We start from the raw sequence: 18,101 nt of genomic DNA on the forward strand, positions 1-18,101 counted from the left end.
AAGGGCCGCCCCTGCACAGCGCAGGGGCGGCCCTTTTGCGTTTACCTCTGCGTTTCCCTCCCCGGTGTACGATCGCGCCTTCGGTCACCTGGCCGAATCACGAACTTCTTTTCCCGAGGGGGGACTTAGGTGGGTACACCCACGTCCGGGAGCGGCCGGCACAGACGTCGGATACGTTTCGCGCTGCCCGTCGCCGCGGCCGGAATCGCCGCCGCCGTCACGGCCGCGCTCATCTCGACCTCCGCCAGCGCGGCCACGCTGCCGGCGCCCACGGTCAAGTCGGCCGTCAGCGCGACGTCGCAGGCCACGCTGAAGCAGCGCGTCCTGGGCGCCGTCGCCGCCGTCGACCGCAAGACCACCACCACCACGAAGACGTCCAGCAGCGGCTCCGCCGTCTCGCCGAAGATCATCGGCGGCGGTACCACCACCATCTCCTCGGCGCCCTGGATGGCCCAGCTCTGGTACTGGGACAAGAAGGGCACCACCAGCACCAGCGATGACATCGCCTTCTTCTGCGGCGGCTCGGTCGTCTCGCCGACGAAGATCCTCACCGCCGCGCACTGCGTCAGGGACGAGAACGGCAAGGCCTACAACTGGGCGGCCAACGGCTACGTCGTCACCGGCGCCACGAAGCTGCCCGACGACACCGGGCTGAACGGCGGTACCGTCACCGGCGTACTGCGCCAGTGGAACCACCCGTCGTACAGCCCGTCGGCCATCAACAACGACATCGCCGTGCTCACCCTGAACCTTCCGGTCAAGGCCACGCCGATCAAGCTGACGACGTCCACCGACACGGCCTCCTACGCGGCGGGCAAGAGCGCGACGGTCTACGGCTGGGGCCGTACCAGCTCCACCTCGGACGAGATCTCCGACACCCTGAAGACGGCCACGCTGCCGATCCAGTCCGACGGCACCTGCTCGGCCTACTTCGGCTCCGGCTTCGTCAGGGGCCACATGGTCTGCGCCGGCAAGCCCGCCACCGGATCCGACACCGGCTCCACCACGACCTGCAACGGCGACTCCGGCGGCCCGCTGGTCGTCGGCGGCCGGATCGTCGGCGTGGTCTCCTGGGGTGTCACGGAGAACGGCGTCGACTGCGTCGTGAAGGGCTCCTACAGCGTCTTCTCGAAGGTCAGCACCTACGTCGGTGCCGTCTACGCGCAGATCACCGATACCAGCCTGAGCTCCGACAACAAGGCCGACCTGTTCGTCCGCAAGTCGTCGACCAAGGCCGGGTACGAGCTGGTCTCCAAGGGCACGTCGTTCGCCTCGCGCACCTCCGTGGGCGACTTCAGCGGCGTCAACGTCGTCCTGCAGGCCGACCTCGACCGCGACGGCTACCAGGACCTCGTCTTCCGGGTGTCCTCCACCGGCGACGTCTACTGGTACCACTTCGTGCTGAACAGCGCCCAGGACGGCGGTTCCTGGGTCACCACGAAGATCTTCTCCGGCTGGAAGACCCGCAAGGCCATCGTCATCCCGGGTGACCTCACCGGCGACTACCTGCCCGACGTCCTCTCCGAGGACTCCGGCGGCGTGCTGTGGCTGTACCCGGGCAAGGGCAACGGCACCTTCGGCTCCGCGGTCCGGATCGGCAGCGGCTGGAGCCAGTACAACCAGCTGCGCGGCTTCGGCGACTTCAACGGCGACGGCAAGGCGGACCTGCTGGCCCGCAAGAGCAGCGGCGGCGACCTGTACCTGTACAAGGGCACCGGCAAGTCCGGCACCGGCCTCTTCTCGGCCCGGGTGAAGGTCCGCTCCGCCTGGACCGGCTTCAACACGCTCGTCGCGGTCGGCGACCTGACCGGCGACGGCAAGGCCGACTTCCTGGCCCGTACGACCGGCGGCACGCTGTACCTCTACCCGGGCACCGGCAAGGGGACAAGCGAGATCTTTGCCACAAGGAAGTCGCTCGGTACCGGTTTCCAGCAGTACGACATCTTCGGCTGACATGGCTGGTGGGCGGGGGTTCGCCCCACTTGCCCGATGAAACCCGATCACCCGGTGTGCCCATCGCCCTACGCGGTGGGCACACTGCGTTGTGCAACGCTTTCCCGAGTTTCGCCGTCTGACCAGGCGGAGTGACGATGGTCCGGTACGCACCCGCCGGACCCGACCCTGAACGCAGGGGGTGGACGAGCAGTCGTACGAGAGCAGAGGAGCCCATGTCCGCGGAGAGCACGCCGGAGCCGGGCATACCCGGGCCCGGCACGAAGGCCATGAGCCACCGCAAGCCCCGGGGAAGGGGCCGCAGGGCGCTGCTCGTGACGGCCTGGACGGCGGCGGGCATCCTCGTCCTGGGCGGTACCGGCGTCGGCTACCTGTACTTCAAGCTCAACGGCAACCTCAGGACCGTCGACATCAACCAGGCCCTCGGCGGTGACCGGCCCGCCAAGGTCGACAACGGCTCCGAGAACATCCTGGTCCTCGGCTCGGACACGCGTTCCGGTGCCAACAAGAAGCTCGGCGGCGGCACGGACGACGGCAGCGCGCGCTCCGACACGGCGATGATCATCCACGTCTACCAGGGGCACAAGAAGGCCAGCGTGGTCTCCATCCCCCGGGACACCCTGATCGACCGCCCGTCCTGCAAGGACGCGAAGGGCGTCACGCACTCCGCCGCGACCGGCGTGATGTTCAACAGCGCGTACTCCACGGGCGGCGCGACCTGCGCGGTCAAGACGGTCGAGTCGATGACCGGCATCCGCATGGACCACTATCTGGAGGTCGACTTCTCCGGCTTCCAGAAGCTGATCGACGAGCTCGGCGGGGTCGACGTCACCACGACGAAGGCCATCGACGACCGGGAGAGCCACCTGGACCTGAAGGCCGGCACCCACACGCTCGACGGCGCGCAGGCCCTCGGCCTGGTCCGCACCCGGCACGGCGTCGGCGACGGCTCCGACCTGGGCCGCATCCAGCTCCAGCAGGCGTTCGTCAAGGCGCTGATCGACCAGATCAAGCAGGTGGGCGTCTTCACCAGCCCCAAGAAGCTGTACGACCTGGCCGACACCGCGACGAAGACGATCACCGCCGACTCCGACCTGGGCTCGGTGAACTCACTGATCGACTTCGCGAACGGGCTGAAGTCCATCGACTCGAAGAACATGCACATGGTGACGATGCCGGTCGAGTACGACCCGTCGAACCCGAACCGGGTGATAGTCGCGAAGGCGAAGGCGAAGCAGGTCTGGAAGGCGCTGGAGAACGACCAGCCGATCCCGACGTCGGCGACCAAGGGCACGGCGACGGGACAGGCCGACGGGGTCGTGACGTCGTAGTCCGGCTGCGGGTGTGTGGGGGCCGATCGCGCCCACGCGGCGGAGCCGCAAATCGACACAGCCCGCGCCCCTTCAGGTGGGACCACTGCGCCCCTCAAGGGGCGCGGGTAACTGCGCGACAAGCCCCCACGCACCCGCACTCGCGTACGGCGGATCCGCCCCCGCCCCATGGGCGCGACCCTCTCCCTCGCCCCTTGGGAATACCTCCCCGCTCCCCCCGGTTTTGGGAGATGCGGCCAGCCCTGGCAGACTGGTACGTCGGCCCCGGTTCACGTTCCCGCAGCCCGCGGCAGCGACCCGGTGCCCTCCCGATATCTAGGAGACTCCCTTGAAGCGCGACATCCACCCCGAGTACGTCGAGACGCAGGTCAGCTGCACCTGTGGCGCGTCGTTCACGACTCGTAGCACCATCCAGTCCGGCACCATCCGCGCTGAGGTCTGCTCCGAGTGCCACCCGTTCTACACGGGCAAGCAGAAGATCCTCGACACCGGTGGCCGTGTGGCCCGCTTCGAGGCCCGCTTCGGCAAGGCTGCCGCCGGCTCCAAGAAGTAGCGAGCCCCATTTCGCCGGTCCACGGCCACGCCCCCGCGAGGGGTGTGCCCGGGACCGGCGTTTTTGGTCGCCCGCCTTCCCTTCCGTATGCAGTAGCAGTATCAGGAGCCAAAAATGTTCGAGGCCGTCGAGGAACTCGTCGTCGAGCACGCCGACCTGGAGAAGAAGCTCGCCGACCCGTCGGTCCACGCCGACCAGGCCAACGCGCGCAAGCTGAACAAGCGCTACGCCGAGCTCACCCCGATCGTCGCCACGTTCCGCTCCTGGAAGCAGACCGGCGACGACATCGAGACCGCGCGTGAACTGGCCGCCGACGACCCCGACTTCGCCGCCGAGGTCAAGGAGCTGGACAAGCAGCGTGACGAGCTCACCGAGAAGCTGCGGCTGCTGCTGGTGCCCCGGGACCCGTCCGACGACAAGGACGTGATCCTGGAGATCAAGGCCGGGGCCGGCGGCGACGAGTCCGCGCTGTTCGCGGGTGACCTGCTGCGCATGTACCTGCGGTACGCCGAGCGCGTCGGCTGGAAGACCGAGATCATCGACTCCACCGAGTCGGAGCTGGGCGGCTACAAGGACGTCCAGGTCGCCGTGAAGACCAAGGGCGGCAACGGCGCGACGGAGCCCGGTCAGGGCGTCTGGGCGCGGCTGAAGTACGAGGGCGGTGTGCACCGCGTGCAGCGCGTGCCGGCGACCGAGTCGCAGGGCCGTATCCACACCTCCGCAGCCGGTGTGCTGGTCACGCCGGAGGCCGAGGAGGTCGACGTCGAGATCAACCCCAACGACCTGCGCATCGATGTCTACCGGTCCTCCGGGCCCGGCGGGCAGTCCGTCAACACCACCGACTCCGCCGTGCGCATCACGCACCTGCCCACCGGAGTCGTCGCCTCCTGCCAGAACGAGAAGAGCCAGCTGCAGAACAAGGAGCAGGCCTTGCGTATCCTGCGCTCCAGGCTGCTCGCCGCGGCGCAGGAGGAGGCGGAGAAGGAAGCCGCCGACGCCCGCCGCAGCCAGGTCCGCACCGTCGACCGTTCCGAGAAGATCCGTACGTACAACTTCCCGGAGAATCGTCTCTCGGACCACCGCGTCGGCTTCAAGGCGTACAACTTGGACCAGGTCCTGGACGGCGACCTCGACGCGGTGATCCAGGCCTGTGTCGACGCGGACTCGGCCGCGAAGCTGGCAGCTGCATAAGAGGTACGAGTTACTACACGGAGGACCAGCGTGAACCTGCTGCTCGCCGAGGTGGCCCAGGCCGCCCAGCGGCTGGCCGACGCCGGCGTGCCCTCGCCGCGCAACGACGCGGAGGAGCTCGCCGCGTTCGTGCACGGCGTGAAGCGGGGCGCGCTGCACTCCGTGAAGGACTCCGACTTCGACGCCCGCTACTGGGAGGTCATCGCCCGTCGGGAGCAGCGCGAGCCGCTCCAGCACATCACCGGACGGGCCTACTTCCGCTACCTCGAACTCCAGGTGGGGCCCGGCGTGTTCGTGCCCCGTCCGGAGACCGAGTCGGTGGTCGGCTGGGCCATAGACGCCGTGCGCGCCATGGACGTCGTCGAGCCGCGCATCGTCGACCTGTGCACCGGCTCCGGCGCCATCGCGCTGGCCCTCGCCCAGGAGGTCCCGCGGTCGCGTGTGCACGCCGTGGAGCTGTCCGAGGAGGCGCTCCAGTGGACCCGCAAGAACATGGCGGGCTCCAGGGTCGACCTGCGCCAGGGAGACGCCCTGGACGCCTTCCACGACCTCGACGGCCATGTCGACCTGGTCATCTCCAACCCGCCCTACATCCCGCTCACCGAGTGGGAGTACGTCGCCCCCGAGGCCCGCGACTACGACCCGGAGCTGGCCCTGTTCTCCGGCGAGGACGGCCTCGACCTGATCCGGGGCATCGAACGCACCGCGCACCGGCTGCTGCGTCCCGGCGGTGTCGTCGTCATCGAGCACGCCGACACCCAGGGCGGCCAGGTGCCGTGGATCTTCACCGAGGAGCGGGGCTGGGCCGACGCGGCCGACCACCCGGACCTCAACAGGCGACCCCGCTTCGCGACCGCCCGCAAGGCGCTGCCGTGAGTACCCCCCAGACTCAGTCCCGGAAGCTCCGGGAGTCCCGGAAGTACGTGTACTTCGTGTACGAGGAGGCCCGCTAGACATGGCACGGCGATACGACACCAATGACGCGACCGACCGCGCGACGGGTCTGCGCGAGGCCGCGTCCGCCGTCCGCCGGGGCGAACTGGTGGTGCTGCCGACCGACACGGTGTACGGCATCGGCGCCGACGCGTTCACCTCGGAGGCGGTCTCCGACCTGCTCGACGCCAAGGGCCGGGGCCGCAACATGCCCACCCCCGTGCTGATCGGGTCCCCGAACACGCTCCACGGTCTCGTCACCGACTTCTCCGAGCTGGCCTGGGAGCTGGTCGACGCGTTCTGGCCGGGCGCGCTCACGCTGGTCGCCAAGCACCAGCCGTCCCTGCAGTGGGACCTGGGCGACACCCGGGGCACGGTCGCCGTGCGCATGCCACTGCACCCGGTCGCCATCGAACTGCTCACCGAGGTCGGCCCGATGGCCGTCTCCTCCGCCAACCTGACCGGCCACCCGGCGCCCGAGGACTGCGACGCCGCCCAGCAGATGCTCGGCGACTCCGTCTCCGTGTACCTCGACGGCGGCCCGACCCCGGGCAACATCCCCTCGTCGATCGTCGACGTCACCCGTGAGGTGCCGCTGCTGCTGCGCGCCGGCGCGCTCTCGGCCGAGGAGCTGCGGAAGGTCGTACCCGACCTCGAGGTGGCGAATTGACAGCCCCTGACGCGGGGCGTGGCATAGGCAACGGGGAGCGCGCGGCGGAGATCACGACGACCTTCGTGGGGCTGCCGCGCGACAGTTTCCGCATCCTCCACGTCAGCACCGGCAACGTGTGCCGCTCGCCGATCACCGAGCGGCTGAACCGCCATCTCGTGACGGACCGGCTCGGTACGTTCCTGGGCGGCGGGCTGATCGTGGAGAGCGCGGGGACCTGGGGCCATGAGGGCGCGCCCATGGAGGCCAACGCGGAGGCCGTGCTGGCCGACTTCGGCGCGGACGCATCCGGCTTCGTGGGCCGCGAACTGCTCGACGAGCACGTCATCCGCGCCGACCTGGTCCTGACGGCCACCCGTGACCACCGCGCCCAGGTCATCTCCATGGGCCACTCGGCCGGCCTGCGCACCTTCACGCTGAAGGAGTTCACCCGCCTGGTCCGTGCGATCGACCCGGCGACGCTGCCGCCGCTGACGGACGGCGTGGTCGTCCGGGCGCGCGCACTGGTCCGTGCGGCCGCCGCGCTACGCGGGTGGCTGCTGGCCCCGACGGCGGAGGCGGACGAGGTGTACGACCCGTACGGCGCCCCGCTGCCGTTCTTCCGGTCGATCGGGGACGAGATACACGAGGCCCTGGACCCGGTGGTGACGGCCCTGACCGGGGTACCGGCGCGGATGTAGGTCCACGTCTCCCCACAGGCCCCCGGCGCTGCAGGCCGTGCCCACCCTCCCCCATGCTCGGCTTCGCTCGCGCGGGGGACCCCCATCACCCTGCGGAACGCTTGCCCACGGCAGGCGGGGGCGGCGGGGGCGAAGCGCCCCGTAAGGGGCGCGGGGCCGTATCGATGTGCGGCTACCGCCGCGTGGGCGCGAGCAACCCCCGCGCACCTGCAGCCGCGCGACTCTCCGCATCACCCCTCCGGCAGCGAAACCACCGCCACCACAGTCATCCGGTGGCGAAACCACCGGCACCCCACTCATACGCACAAACCGCGCGTCGGCCCCATACCCGGCCTACATTGGTCGTACGTCACCGTCGACCGCCCGGAGCCCGCCATGTCGGTCATCCCTACCCTCGATGAGACCGATCTGCTGCGGCGGCAGGATCCGGAGCTGGCCGAGATCCTCCTCGGCGAGCTGGCCCGGCAGTCGAACTCGCTCCAGCTGATCGCCGCCGAGAACTTCACCTCCCGGGCCGTGCTGGCCGCCCTCGGCTCGCCGCTCGCCAACAAGTACGCCGAGGGCTACCCGGGCGCCCGGCACCACGGCGGCTGCGAGATCGTCGACGTCGCCGAGCGGCTCGCCGTCGACCGCGCCAAGGCCCTGTTCGGCGCCGCGCACGCCAATGTGCAGTCCCACTCCGGGTCGTCCGCCGTGCTGGCCGCCTATGCCGCCCTGCTGCGCCCCGGAGACACCGTTCTCGCCCTGGGGCTGCCCTACGGCGGCCATCTCACGCACGGTTCGCCGGCCAACTTCTCCGGCCGCTGGTTCGACTTCGTCGGGTACGGCGTCGACGCGGAGAGCGGGCTCATCGACTACGACCAGGTGCGGGCGCTGGCCCGCAGCCACCGGCCCAAGGCGATCGTGTGCGGCTCCATCGCCTATCCGCGCCACATCGACTACGCGTACTTCCGCGAGGTCGCCGACGAGGTCGGCGCCTATCTGATCGCGGACGCGGCGCATCCCATCGGGCTGGTCGCCGGGGGAGCGGCGCCGAACCCCGTGCCGTACGCCGATGTCGTGTGCGCGACCACGCACAAGGTGCTGCGCGGGCCGCGCGGCGGGATGCTCCTGTGCGGGTCGCCGGAGCTGGCCGAGCGGCTCGACCGGGCCGTGTTCCCGTTCACCCAGGGCGGCGCCCAGATGCACAGCATCGCCGCCAAGGCGGTCGCGTTCGGGGAGGCGGCGACACCGGCGTTCACCGCGTACGCCCATCAGGTGGTCGCCAATGCCAAGGTGCTCGCGGCCGCGCTGGCCGGCGAGGGGCTGGTGGTCACCACCGGCGGCACGGACACGCACCTGATCACCGTCGACACCGCCCCGCTCGGCGTCGACGGCCGCTCCGCCCGGGGGCGGCTGGCGGCGGCCGGGATCGTCCTCGACTGCTGTGCCCTGCCGCACGCGGACGCGCGGGGGCTGCGCCTGGGCACCGCCGCCGTGACCACGCAGGGCATGGGGCAGGAGGAGATGCTCCGGATCGCGGCCCTGCTGGGGGGCGCGTTGCGCGGTGACACGGAAGCGGGGAGGGTGCGTGACGAGGTGCGTGAGCTCACAGGTAGATTTCCGCCGTATCCCGGGTGAGACGGGGTAGGCGCAGCGTCGTACACCCGTTGTGCGCACGGTTCACAGCCACACGTGCAACCATCGTCGCTACCCGGAAGTCCCCATACATATGCGTCCCTCGCTAGGGTGTGGGGCTGTGATGGCCAGCGAGACCTGTGGGGAAGCCTGTGCGTGAATACCTGCTGACGCTCTGCATCACGGCCGCGGTGACGTACCTGCTGACAGGGCCGGTACGGAAGTTCGCGATCGTGGCCGGGGCCATGCCGGAGATCAGGGCCCGTGACGTGCACCGGGAACCGACTCCGCGGCTCGGCGGGATCGCGATGTTCTTCGGCCTGTGCGCGGGTCTGCTGGTCGCCGACCACCTGACCAACCTCAACGAGGTCTTCGAGAAGTCGAACGAGCCGCGGGCGCTGCTCTCCGGCGCCGCGCTGATCTGGCTGATCGGTGTGCTCGACGACAAGTTCGAGATCGACGCGCTGATCAAGCTGGGCGGTCAGATGATCGCCGCGGGCGTCATGGTCATGCAGGGTCTGACGATCCTGTGGCTGCCCATCCCGGGCGTCGGCAATGTGGCCCTGACCCCGTGGCAGGGCACGCTGCTGACGGTCGCCCTGGTCGTCATCACGATCAACGCGGTGAACTTCGTCGACGGCCTCGACGGCCTGGCCTCCGGCATGGTGTGCATCGCGGCGACCGCGTTCTTCCTGTACGCCTACCGGATCTGGTACTCGTACGGCATCGAGGCCGCCGCCCCGGCGACGCTGTTCTCGGCGATCCTGATGGGCATGTGCCTGGGCTTCCTGCCGCACAACATGCATCCGGCGCGGATCTTCATGGGCGACTCGGGCTCGATGCTGATCGGGCTGGTGCTGGCCGCGGGCGCGATCTCCATCACCGGCCAGGTCGACCCGGACGCGCTGAACCTGTACGCCGGCTCCGAGAAGGCGGCGGTCCACCAGACGGTGCCGGTCTACATCCCGCTGCTGCTGCCCCTGACGATCATCGCGGTGCCGGCCGCCGACCTGGTCCTGGCGATCGTCCGGCGCACCTGGCGCGGCCAGTCGCCGTTCGCGGCGGACCGGGGGCATCTGCACCACCGGCTCCTGGAGATCGGCCACTCGCACAGCCGGGCCGTGCTGATCATGTACTTCTGGTCGGCGCTGATCGCCTTCGGCGCGCTGGCCTACTCGGTGAACTCCGCGTCCATGTGGATCGTGCTCGGTGTGGTGTTCCTCAGCGCGATCGGCCTGGTCCTGCTTCTGCTGCCGCGGTTCACACCGCGTACCCCGCGCTGGGCGGAGGCCTTCGTGCCGCCCCGCTACCGGCGCCGCCGGGCCGCCCGGGCCGCCGAGGCGCCGGGCGCCGCAACCCCGCAGACGCCTGCGGCCGACGAGGAGCCGGAGTGCGAGGAGGAGCCCGCCGGGCACCGCTCTCCGGTCACCGCGGGAGCGCCCTCGGTCAATGGCGCGACCGCGATCGGCCCCCGTTCGCGCTTCCTGGACCGGCGTACTTCCGGGTCCTCACGCTGACCCGCCAAGGTAAGAATCTGACTAGAGCATTGCCAACTCGTGGGGGAGCAAAGACCCCCAATACCAGACACAACGGCTCGGTTTTTGCTCGGACGGGCAGGTTCACTCTCATGTGTGACAGCTGGCACACCTACCAGGTAAAGACCTCATCAAATAGTTTGTGATACGGTTCACGAGAACCCGGGAGAGAGCCGAAGGACCCCAGTGCGATGGTCCATCGGCGTGAGGTCGGCGTGAGCTTTTCGCCCCTCCGACCGGGACTACGCTCGTCCATGACGACACCCTGCCCCCTGCGAAAGCGGAGTTGCCGCCATGCCGTCCAATGACGCCCGGATCCTGGCCCAGGCCGCCGTACCCACGGCCGCCGTCGGCGTGCTCGCCGCTGTCGTCAGCGGCGTGGTCGCGGGCGGCAAGGGGGCGATCGGGGCGGTCGTCGGGACGGTGATCGTGATCCTCTTCATGGGGATCGGTCTCTACGTTCTGCAGCGCACGGCCAAATCCATGCCGCAGCTCTTCCAGATGATGGGCCTGATGCTCTACGCGGCCCAGCTTCTGCTGCTGTTCATCTTCATGGCCCTGTTCAAGAACACGACGCTGTTCAACCCCCGGGTCTTCGCCATCACGCTCGTGGTCGCCACACTCACGTGGATCGCCGCGCAGACCCGTGCCCACATGAAGGCCAAGATCCTCTATGTCGAACCCGACAAGGCCGACAAGGCCGAGAAGTCCGGGCATTCGTCGTGAGGGGTAGGGGCGGGATAAAGGCGTACGAGAGATCCTGCTATCGTCCGGTGCCAACTGCGGCATCGCGGGCGCGGGCATCTGAGCTGACGCCTGTTCGATCGCGAGGCGAGATGCCCCTCAGCCGCCCCCACATCCGTAACACCAGTCCCGTGCCGAACCGCGGCCATGTGCCGCGCCGACACAACGAGGTTGCCGTATCCATGCGCCACGATGAAGGAGCCCGCGGTGAGTGCTGACCCGACGCAGACGCTCGCTTTCGACACGAGCTGTCACCTGTTCAGCGGGTGTGGCTTCCCGGCTCCGGGCCTGCACTCGTTCCTGTTCGAGCCGATCTTCGGCGACGCGAACAGCAACGTGTACTTCAACAAGACGATGCTGCTGGCGCTGCTCGGGTCGATCATCATCGTGGCCGTCTTCTGGGCCGCCTTCGCCCGTCCGAAGGTCATCCCGGGCAAGCTCCAGATGGTCGCCGAGGCCGGCTACGACTTCGTCAGGCGCGGTGTCGTCTACGAGACCATCGGCAAGAAGGAAGGCGAGAAGTACGTCCCGCTCGTCGTCTCGCTGTTCTTCTTCGTCTGGATGATGAACCTCTGGTCGATCATCCCGGTCGCCCAGTTCCCGGTCACCGCGATCATCTCGTACCCCGTCGGCCTGGCCGCCATCGTCTACATCCTGTGGGTCTCGCTGACCTTCAAGCGCCACGGTTTCGTCGGCGCCTTCAAGAACTTCACCGGCTACGACAAGTCGCTCGGCGCGGTCCTCCCGCTGTCGATGACGATCGAGCTCTTCTCGAACCTGCTCGTGCGGCCCTTCACCCACGCCGTCCGACTCTTCGCGAACATGTTCGCCGGCCACACACTGCTGCTGCTCTTCACGATCGCCAGCTGGTACATGCTGAACGGCATCGGCATCGCGTACTCCGCCGTGTCGTTCGTCATGGTCCTCGTGATGACCGCCTTCGAGCTCTTCATCCAGGCTGTCCAGGCGTACGTCTTCGTACTGCTGACCTGCAGCTTCATCCAGGGCGCGCTCGCCGAGTCCCACTGAGCGCCAACCCGACCACTCACCCATGCACATCCGGTGGCCAACCCCCACCGGTCCTTGAAAGAGAAGGAAGAACCGGCATGTCCGCTCTCCAGACCCTTGCCGCCGGCGCCCAGGTCATCGGCAACCTCGGTTCCATCGGTTACGGCCTCGCGGCGATCGGCCCGGGCGTCGGCGTCGGCATCATCTTCGGTAACGGCACCCAGGCCCTCGCCCGTCAGCCCGAGGCGGCCGGCCTGATCCGCGCCAACCAGATCCTCGGCTTCGCCTTCTGTGAGGCGCTCGCCCTGATCGGTCTGGTCATGCCGTTCGTCTACCCGACCTCCTGACCCGACCGTCGCGCACCATTAGACGAAAGGCACTGATATGAGCCTCTTGGTTCAGCTGGCGGCGGAGAAGCCCGAAAACCCTCTCATCCCGCCGGTCCCAGAGCTCGTCATCGGCCTGATCGCCTTCGTCATCGTCTTCGGCTTCCTCGCCAAGAAGCTCCTTCCGAACATCAACAAGGTTCTGGAGCAGCGCCGCGAGGCGATCGAGGGCGGTATCGAGAAGGCCGAGGCCGCGCAGACCGAGGCCCAGAGCGTCCTTGAGCAGTACAAGGCCCAGCTCGCCGAGGCCCGCCACGAGGCCGCGCGCCTGCGCCAGGAGGCTCAGGAGCAGGGCGCCACGCTCATCGCCGAGATGCGCGCCGAGGGCCAGCGGCAGCGTGAGGAGATCGTCGCCACCGGTCACGCCCAGATCGAGGCCGACCGCAAGTCCGCCGCGCAGTCGCTGCGTCAGGACGTGGGCCAGCTGGCCACCGACCTGGCCGGCAAGCTCGTCGGTGAGTCCCTTGAGGACCACGCCCGGCAGAGCCGCGTGATCGACCGCTTCCTCGACGAGCTCGAGGAGAAGGCCGAGGCCGCGCGATGAACGGAGCGAGCCGCGAGGCCCTGGCAGCCGGACGTGAGCGTCTCGACGCGCTGACGGACTCCACGTCCGTCGACGCGACGCGGCTCGCCGACGAGCTGGCGGCCGTCACCGCGCTGCTCGACCGCGAGGCGGGCCTGCGTCGGGTCCTCACCGACCCGGCGCAGTCCGGCGAGGCGAAGGCCGAGCTGGTCCGGCGCCTGATCGGCGGCCAGGTCTCCGAGACCACCGCCGACGTGGTGGCCGGTCTGGTCCGCTCCCGCTGGTCGCAGCCCCGCGACCTGGTGGACGCGCTGGAGGAGCTGGCGGACGTCGCCGACCTCACCGCCGCGGAGAAGTCGGGCACGCTCGACGACGCCGAGGACGAGCTGTTCCGGTTCGGCCGGATCATCTCCTCCAGCACCGAGCTGCGCGCCGCGCTGACCGACCGCAGGGCCACCGGCGCCGCCAAGACCGAGCTGCTGCACCGGCTGCTCGGCGGCCGCGCCAAGCCGGTCACCGAGCGTCTGGTCACGCGCCTTGTGACCGTGCCGCGGGGACGTAGCCTGGAAGCGGGCCTGGAGGCCCTGTCCAAGCTCGCCGCGGAGCGCCGCAGCCGTGTCGTCGCCGTCGTCACCTCGGCGGTGCCGCTGAGCGAGCCGCAGAAGCAGCGCCTGGGCGCCGCCCTCGCGAAGCTCTACGGCCGCACGATGCACCTCAACCTCGACGTCGACCCCACGGTCGTCGGCGGGATCCGGGTGCAGGTCGGTGACGAGGTCATCAACGGTTCCATCGCGGACCGGCTCGAGGACGCGGCCCGCCGCATGGCGAGCTGACACCGACTTCAAGAGCAGTACGTACTTACGACGGCCCGGGTTGGGCCGTGCAAGAAGAATCCTGGGGGTCGCCCCCAGACCCCCCAAGTGAAACTTCGGGCCCAACAAGGAGAGCAGGGAACCCAGATGGCGGAGCTCACGATCCGGCCGGAGGAGATCCGGGACGCGCTGGAGAACTTCGTCCAGTCGTACAAGCCGGACGCGGCCTCGCGCGAGGAGGTCGGTACGGTCACCCTTGCCGGCGACGGCATCGCGAAGGTCGAGGGTCTTCCCTCGGCCATGGCCAACGAACTGCTGAAGTTCGAGGACGGCACCCTCGGCCTCGCGCTGAACCTGGAAGAGCGCGAGATCGGCGCCATCGTCCTCGGTGAGTTCAGCGGCATCGAGGAGGGTCAGCCGGTGCAGCGCACCGGTGAGGTCCTCTCCGTCGCGGTCGGCGAGGGCTACCTCGGCCGCGTCGTCGACCCGCTCGGCAACCCGATCGACGGCCTCGGCGAGATCGAGACGTCCGGCCGCCGCGCCCTGGAGCTGCAGGCTCCCGGCGTCATGGCCCGTAAGTCGGTGCACGAGCCGATGGAGACCGGCTACAAGGCCGTCGACGCCATGACCCCGGTCGGCCGCGGCCAGCGTCAGCTGATCATCGGTGACCGCCAGACCGGCAAGACCGCCCTGGCCGTCGACACGATCATCAACCAGCGCGACAACTGGCGCTCGGGCGACCCGAAGAAGCAGGTCCGCTGCGTCTACGTCGCCATCGGCCAGAAGGGCTCGACCATCGCCTCCGTGCGTGGCGCCCTGGAAGAGGCCGGCGCGCTGGAGTACACGACCATCGTCGCCGCCCCGGCGTCCGACCCGGCCGGCTTCAAGTACCTGGCGCCGTACACCGGCTCGGCCATCGGCCAGCACTGGATGTACGAGGGCAAGCACGTCCTCATCATCTTCGACGACCTCTCGAAGCAGGCCGACGCCTACCGCGCCGTCTCCCTGCTGCTGCGCCGCCCGCCGGGCCGTGAGGCCTACCCGGGTGACGTCTTCTACCTGCACTCCCGTCTGCTGGAGCGCTGCGCCAAGCTCTCCGACGACATGGGTGCCGGTTCGATGACCGGTCTGCCGATCGTCGAGACCAAGGCCAACGACGTCTCGGCGTTCATCCCGACCAACGTCATCTCCATCACCGACGGCCAGTGCTTCCTGGAGTCGGACCTGTTCAACGCCGGTCAGCGCCCCGCGCTGAACGTCGGTATCTCCGTCTCCCGAGTCGGTGGTTCCGCGCAGCACAAGGCGATGAAGCAGGTCTCCGGCCGTCTGCGTCTGGACCTCGCCCAGTACCGCGAGCTGGAGGCGTTCGCCGCCTTCGGTTCCGACCTGGACGCCGCGTCGAAGTCGCAGCTGGAGCGTGGTCAGCGCCTGGTCGAGCTGCTCAAGCAGGCTCAGTACCAGCCGATGTCCACCGAGGACCAGGTCGTCTCCGTGTGGGCCGGCACCACCGGCAAGATGGACGACGTCCCGGTCGCCGACATCCGCCGCTTCGAGAAGGAGCTGCTCGAGTACCTGCACCGCAAGGAGCAGGGCCTCATGACCTCCATCAAGGAGGGCGGCAAGATGTCGGACGACACCCTCACCGCTGTTGCCGACGCGATCGCCGACTTCAAGAAGCAGTTCGAGACCTCGGACGGCAAGCTTCTCGGCGAGGACGTTCCGGCCGCGGCCAAGTGACGTAAGGAAGGGACCTGACTCATGGGAGCCCAGCTCCGGGTCTACAAGCGTCGCATCCGATCCGTCACCGCGACCAAGAAGATCACCAAGGCGATGGAGATGATCGCCGCCTCGCGTGTCGTCAAGGCGCACCGCAAGGTGCGGGCCTCCGCGCCGTACGCGACCGAGCTCACGCGCGCGGTCACGGCGGTCGGTTCCGGCTCGAACACCAAGCACCCGCTGACCACCGAGGCGGAGACGCCGACGCGTTCCGCGGTGCTGCTCCTCACGAGCGACCGCGGTCTGGCCGGCGCCTTCAACTCCAACGCGATCAAGGCCGCCGAGCAGCTGACGGCGCGCCTCCAGGCGGAGGGCAAGGAGGTCGACACCTACATCGTCGGCCGCCGCGGTCTGGCCCACTACAACTTCCGCGAGCGCAAGGTCGTGGAGTCGTGGTCGGGCTTCACCGACGAGCCCTCGTACGCGGACGCCAAGAAGGTCGCGGCGCCGCTGATCGAGGCCATCGAGACGGAGACGGCGGACGGCGGCGTGGATGAACTCCACATCGTCTACACCGAGTTCGTGTCGATGATGACGCAGACGGCGCTCGACGCCCGGCTGCTGCCGCTGCGCCTCGAAGAGGTCGCGGAGGAGAGCGCCCCCAAGGGTGAGATCCTCCCGCTGTACGACTTCGAGCCCTCGGCGGAGGACGTCCTCGACGCCCTGCTGCCGCGCTACGTGGAGAGCCGCATCTACAACGCGCTGCTCCAGTCGGCGGCTTCGAAGCACGCCGCCACGCGGCGCGCGATGAAGTCGGCCACCGACAACGCGGGCGAGCTGATCAACACGCTCTCCCGTCTTGCCAACGCGGCCCGCCAGGCCGAAATCACCCAGGAAATCAGCGAGATCGTCGGTGGCGCCAGCGCCCTGGCCGACGCGACCGCGGGGAGTGACCGATAAATGACCACTGTTGAGACCGCGACGGCCACGGGCCGCGTCGCCCGGGTCATCGGCCCGGTCGTCGACGTGGAGTTCCCCGTCGACGCGATGCCGGACATCTACAACGCCCTTCACGTCGAGGTGGCCGACCCGGCCAACGCCGGCGAGAAGAAGACGCTGACCCTGGAGGTCGCCCAGCATCTGGGTGACGGCCTGGTCCGCACCATCTCCATGCAGCCCACCGACGGTCTGGTCCGCCAGGCCCCGGTGACCGACACCGGCGACGGCATCACCGTCCCGGTCGGCGACTTCACCAAGGGCAAGGTGTTCAACACCCTCGGTGACGTGCTGAACGTCGACGAGCAGTACACGGGTGAGCGCTGGTCCATCCACCGCAAGGCCCCGAACTTCGACGAGCTCGAGTCGAAGACCGAGATGTTCGAGACCGGCGTCAAGGTCATCGACCTTCTCACCCCGTACGTCAAGGGTGGAAAGATCGGTCTGTTCGGTGGTGCCGGTGTCGGCAAGACGGTGCTCATCCAGGAGATGATCTACCGCGTCGCCAACAACCACGACGGTGTCTCCGTGTTCGCCGGTGTCGGTGAGCGCACCCGTGAGGGCAACGACCTCATCGAGGAAATGGCCGACTCGGGCGTCATCGACAAGACCGCCCTGGTCTTCGGCCAGATGGACGAGCCCCCGGGCACCCGTCTGCGCGTCGCGCTGGCCGGCCTCACCATGGCCGAGTACTTCCGTGACGTCCAGAAGCAGGACGTGCTGTTCTTCATCGACAACATCTTCCGCTTCACGCAGGCCGGTTCCGAGGTCTCGACCCTGCTCGGCCGGATGCCCTCCGCGGTGGGCTACCAGCCGAACCTGGCCGACGAGATGGGTCTCCTCCAGGAGCGCATCACCTCGACCCGTGGTCACTCGATCACCTCGATGCAGGCGATCTACGTCCCCGCGGACGACCTGACCGACCCGGCCCCGGCCACCACCTTCGCCCACCTCGACGCGACGACGGTGCTGTCCCGTCCGATCTCGGAGAAGGGCATCTACCCGGCCGTGGACCCGCTGGACTCCACGTCCCGGATCCTGGACCCGCGCTACATCGCGGCGGACCACTACAACACCGCGATGCGCGTGAAGACGGTCCTCCAGAAGTACAAGGACCTCCAGGACATCATCGCGATCCTCGGTATCGACGAGCTGGGCGAGGAGGACAAGCTCACCGTCCACCGTGCCCGTCGCGTGGAGCGCTTCCTGTCCCAGAACACCCACGTCGCCAAGCAGTTCACCGGCGTCGACGGTTCGGACGTCCCGCTGGACGAGTCGATCGCGGCCTTCAACGCGATCATCGACGGCGAGTACGACCACTTCCCGGAGCAGGCGTTCTTCCTGTGCGGTGGCATCGAGGACCTCAAGGCCAACGCCAAGGAGCTGGGCGTCTCCTGAACCCGGTCATGACTTCATGACCCGGTACGAGTTCGGGTGAGGGGGCGGGCGCGTC

The 18,101-nt window shown here is 68.8% G+C and carries 17 protein-coding genes; all 17 read left to right on the forward strand.

All coding sequences use genetic code 11. The features are described 5' to 3' along the window. Positions 1-129 precede the first annotated feature (129 nt). The 17 genes from ACIRR9_RS29365 (at position 130) to atpD (ending at position 18,046) form a co-directional block, all read left to right on the forward strand. Entirely contained in the window at positions 130-1,953 is a 1,824-nt protein-coding gene (locus ACIRR9_RS29365; protein ID WP_403757758.1) for a trypsin-like serine protease, read from the forward strand. Between the two features lie 215 nt (positions 1,954-2,168). Further along, entirely contained in the window at positions 2,169-3,284 is a 1,116-nt protein-coding gene (locus ACIRR9_RS29370; RefSeq protein ID WP_403757761.1) for an LCP family protein, read from the forward strand. Positions 3,285-3,612: 328 nt separating this feature from the next. Continuing rightward, positions 3,613-3,837, forward strand: a complete 225-nt coding sequence (rpmE, locus tag ACIRR9_RS29375) for a 50S ribosomal protein L31 (protein WP_030672379.1) — start codon at positions 3,613-3,615, stop codon at positions 3,835-3,837. Positions 3,838-3,951: 114 nt separating this feature from the next. Beyond that, on the forward strand, positions 3,952-5,028 hold the full coding sequence (gene prfA, locus ACIRR9_RS29380; protein WP_123974123.1) for a peptide chain release factor 1: 1,077 nt from the start codon (positions 3,952-3,954) through the stop codon (positions 5,026-5,028). A gap of 30 nt (positions 5,029-5,058) precedes the next feature. Continuing rightward, positions 5,059-5,904 carry a peptide chain release factor N(5)-glutamine methyltransferase gene (prmC, locus tag ACIRR9_RS29385; RefSeq protein ID WP_385687843.1) on the forward strand — a complete coding sequence of 282 codons (846 nt, stop codon included), beginning with the start codon at positions 5,059-5,061 and terminating at the stop codon, positions 5,902-5,904. A gap of 79 nt (positions 5,905-5,983) precedes the next feature. Continuing rightward, a complete protein-coding gene (locus ACIRR9_RS29390) occupies positions 5,984-6,631 on the forward strand; it encodes an L-threonylcarbamoyladenylate synthase (protein ID WP_123974121.1) in 648 nt (215 codons plus the stop codon). Next, positions 6,628-7,311, forward strand: coding sequence for a protein-tyrosine-phosphatase (locus ACIRR9_RS29395; protein ID WP_365347663.1), 684 nt, complete (start codon positions 6,628-6,630; stop codon positions 7,309-7,311). The genes ACIRR9_RS29390 and ACIRR9_RS29395 overlap by 4 nt, the downstream gene beginning before the upstream one ends. Positions 7,312-7,686: 375 nt before the next feature. Continuing rightward, positions 7,687-8,931: a serine hydroxymethyltransferase gene (glyA, locus tag ACIRR9_RS29400; RefSeq protein ID WP_403757767.1), complete on the forward strand. Its 1,245-nt coding sequence runs from the start codon at positions 7,687-7,689 to the stop codon at positions 8,929-8,931. A gap of 149 nt (positions 8,932-9,080) precedes the next feature. After that, a complete protein-coding gene (locus ACIRR9_RS29405) occupies positions 9,081-10,445 on the forward strand; it encodes an MraY family glycosyltransferase (RefSeq protein ID WP_365347658.1) in 1,365 nt (454 codons plus the stop codon). A gap of 312 nt (positions 10,446-10,757) precedes the next feature. After that, the gene (locus ACIRR9_RS29410) at positions 10,758-11,189 is read left to right on the forward strand and encodes a hypothetical protein (RefSeq protein ID WP_403757769.1); all 432 of its coding nucleotides are present in this window, start codon (positions 10,758-10,760) and stop codon (positions 11,187-11,189) included. Between the two features lie 210 nt (positions 11,190-11,399). After that, positions 11,400-12,236: a F0F1 ATP synthase subunit A gene (atpB, locus tag ACIRR9_RS29415; protein ID WP_403757771.1), complete on the forward strand. Its 837-nt coding sequence runs from the start codon at positions 11,400-11,402 to the stop codon at positions 12,234-12,236. A 77-nt stretch (positions 12,237-12,313) separates the two neighbouring features. After that, positions 12,314-12,562 carry a F0F1 ATP synthase subunit C gene (locus ACIRR9_RS29420; protein ID WP_365347652.1) on the forward strand — a complete coding sequence of 83 codons (249 nt, stop codon included), beginning with the start codon at positions 12,314-12,316 and terminating at the stop codon, positions 12,560-12,562. A gap of 37 nt (positions 12,563-12,599) precedes the next feature. Further along, complete coding sequence (locus ACIRR9_RS29425) at positions 12,600-13,145, forward strand: F0F1 ATP synthase subunit B (protein WP_403757773.1); 546 nt, start codon at positions 12,600-12,602, stop codon at positions 13,143-13,145. Next, the gene (locus ACIRR9_RS29430; protein ID WP_403757775.1) at positions 13,142-13,957 is read left to right on the forward strand and encodes a F0F1 ATP synthase subunit delta; all 816 of its coding nucleotides are present in this window, start codon (positions 13,142-13,144) and stop codon (positions 13,955-13,957) included. Before ACIRR9_RS29425 ends, ACIRR9_RS29430 begins: the two co-directional genes overlap by 4 nt. Before the next feature lie 126 nt (positions 13,958-14,083). Further along, the gene (gene atpA / locus ACIRR9_RS29435; protein ID WP_403757778.1) at positions 14,084-15,673 is read left to right on the forward strand and encodes a F0F1 ATP synthase subunit alpha; all 1,590 of its coding nucleotides are present in this window, start codon (positions 14,084-14,086) and stop codon (positions 15,671-15,673) included. A gap of 21 nt (positions 15,674-15,694) precedes the next feature. Further along, positions 15,695-16,612, forward strand: a complete 918-nt coding sequence (locus tag ACIRR9_RS29440; protein WP_403757781.1) for a F0F1 ATP synthase subunit gamma — start codon at positions 15,695-15,697, stop codon at positions 16,610-16,612. After that, complete coding sequence (gene atpD, locus ACIRR9_RS29445) at positions 16,613-18,046, forward strand: F0F1 ATP synthase subunit beta (RefSeq protein ID WP_365347644.1); 1,434 nt, start codon at positions 16,613-16,615, stop codon at positions 18,044-18,046. The last annotated feature ends 55 nt before the right edge of the window (positions 18,047-18,101 follow it).

Source organism: Streptomyces sp. NPDC101234, assembly GCF_044767525.1.
Taxonomy (GTDB): domain Bacteria; phylum Actinomycetota; class Actinomycetes; order Streptomycetales; family Streptomycetaceae; genus Streptomyces; species Streptomyces sasae.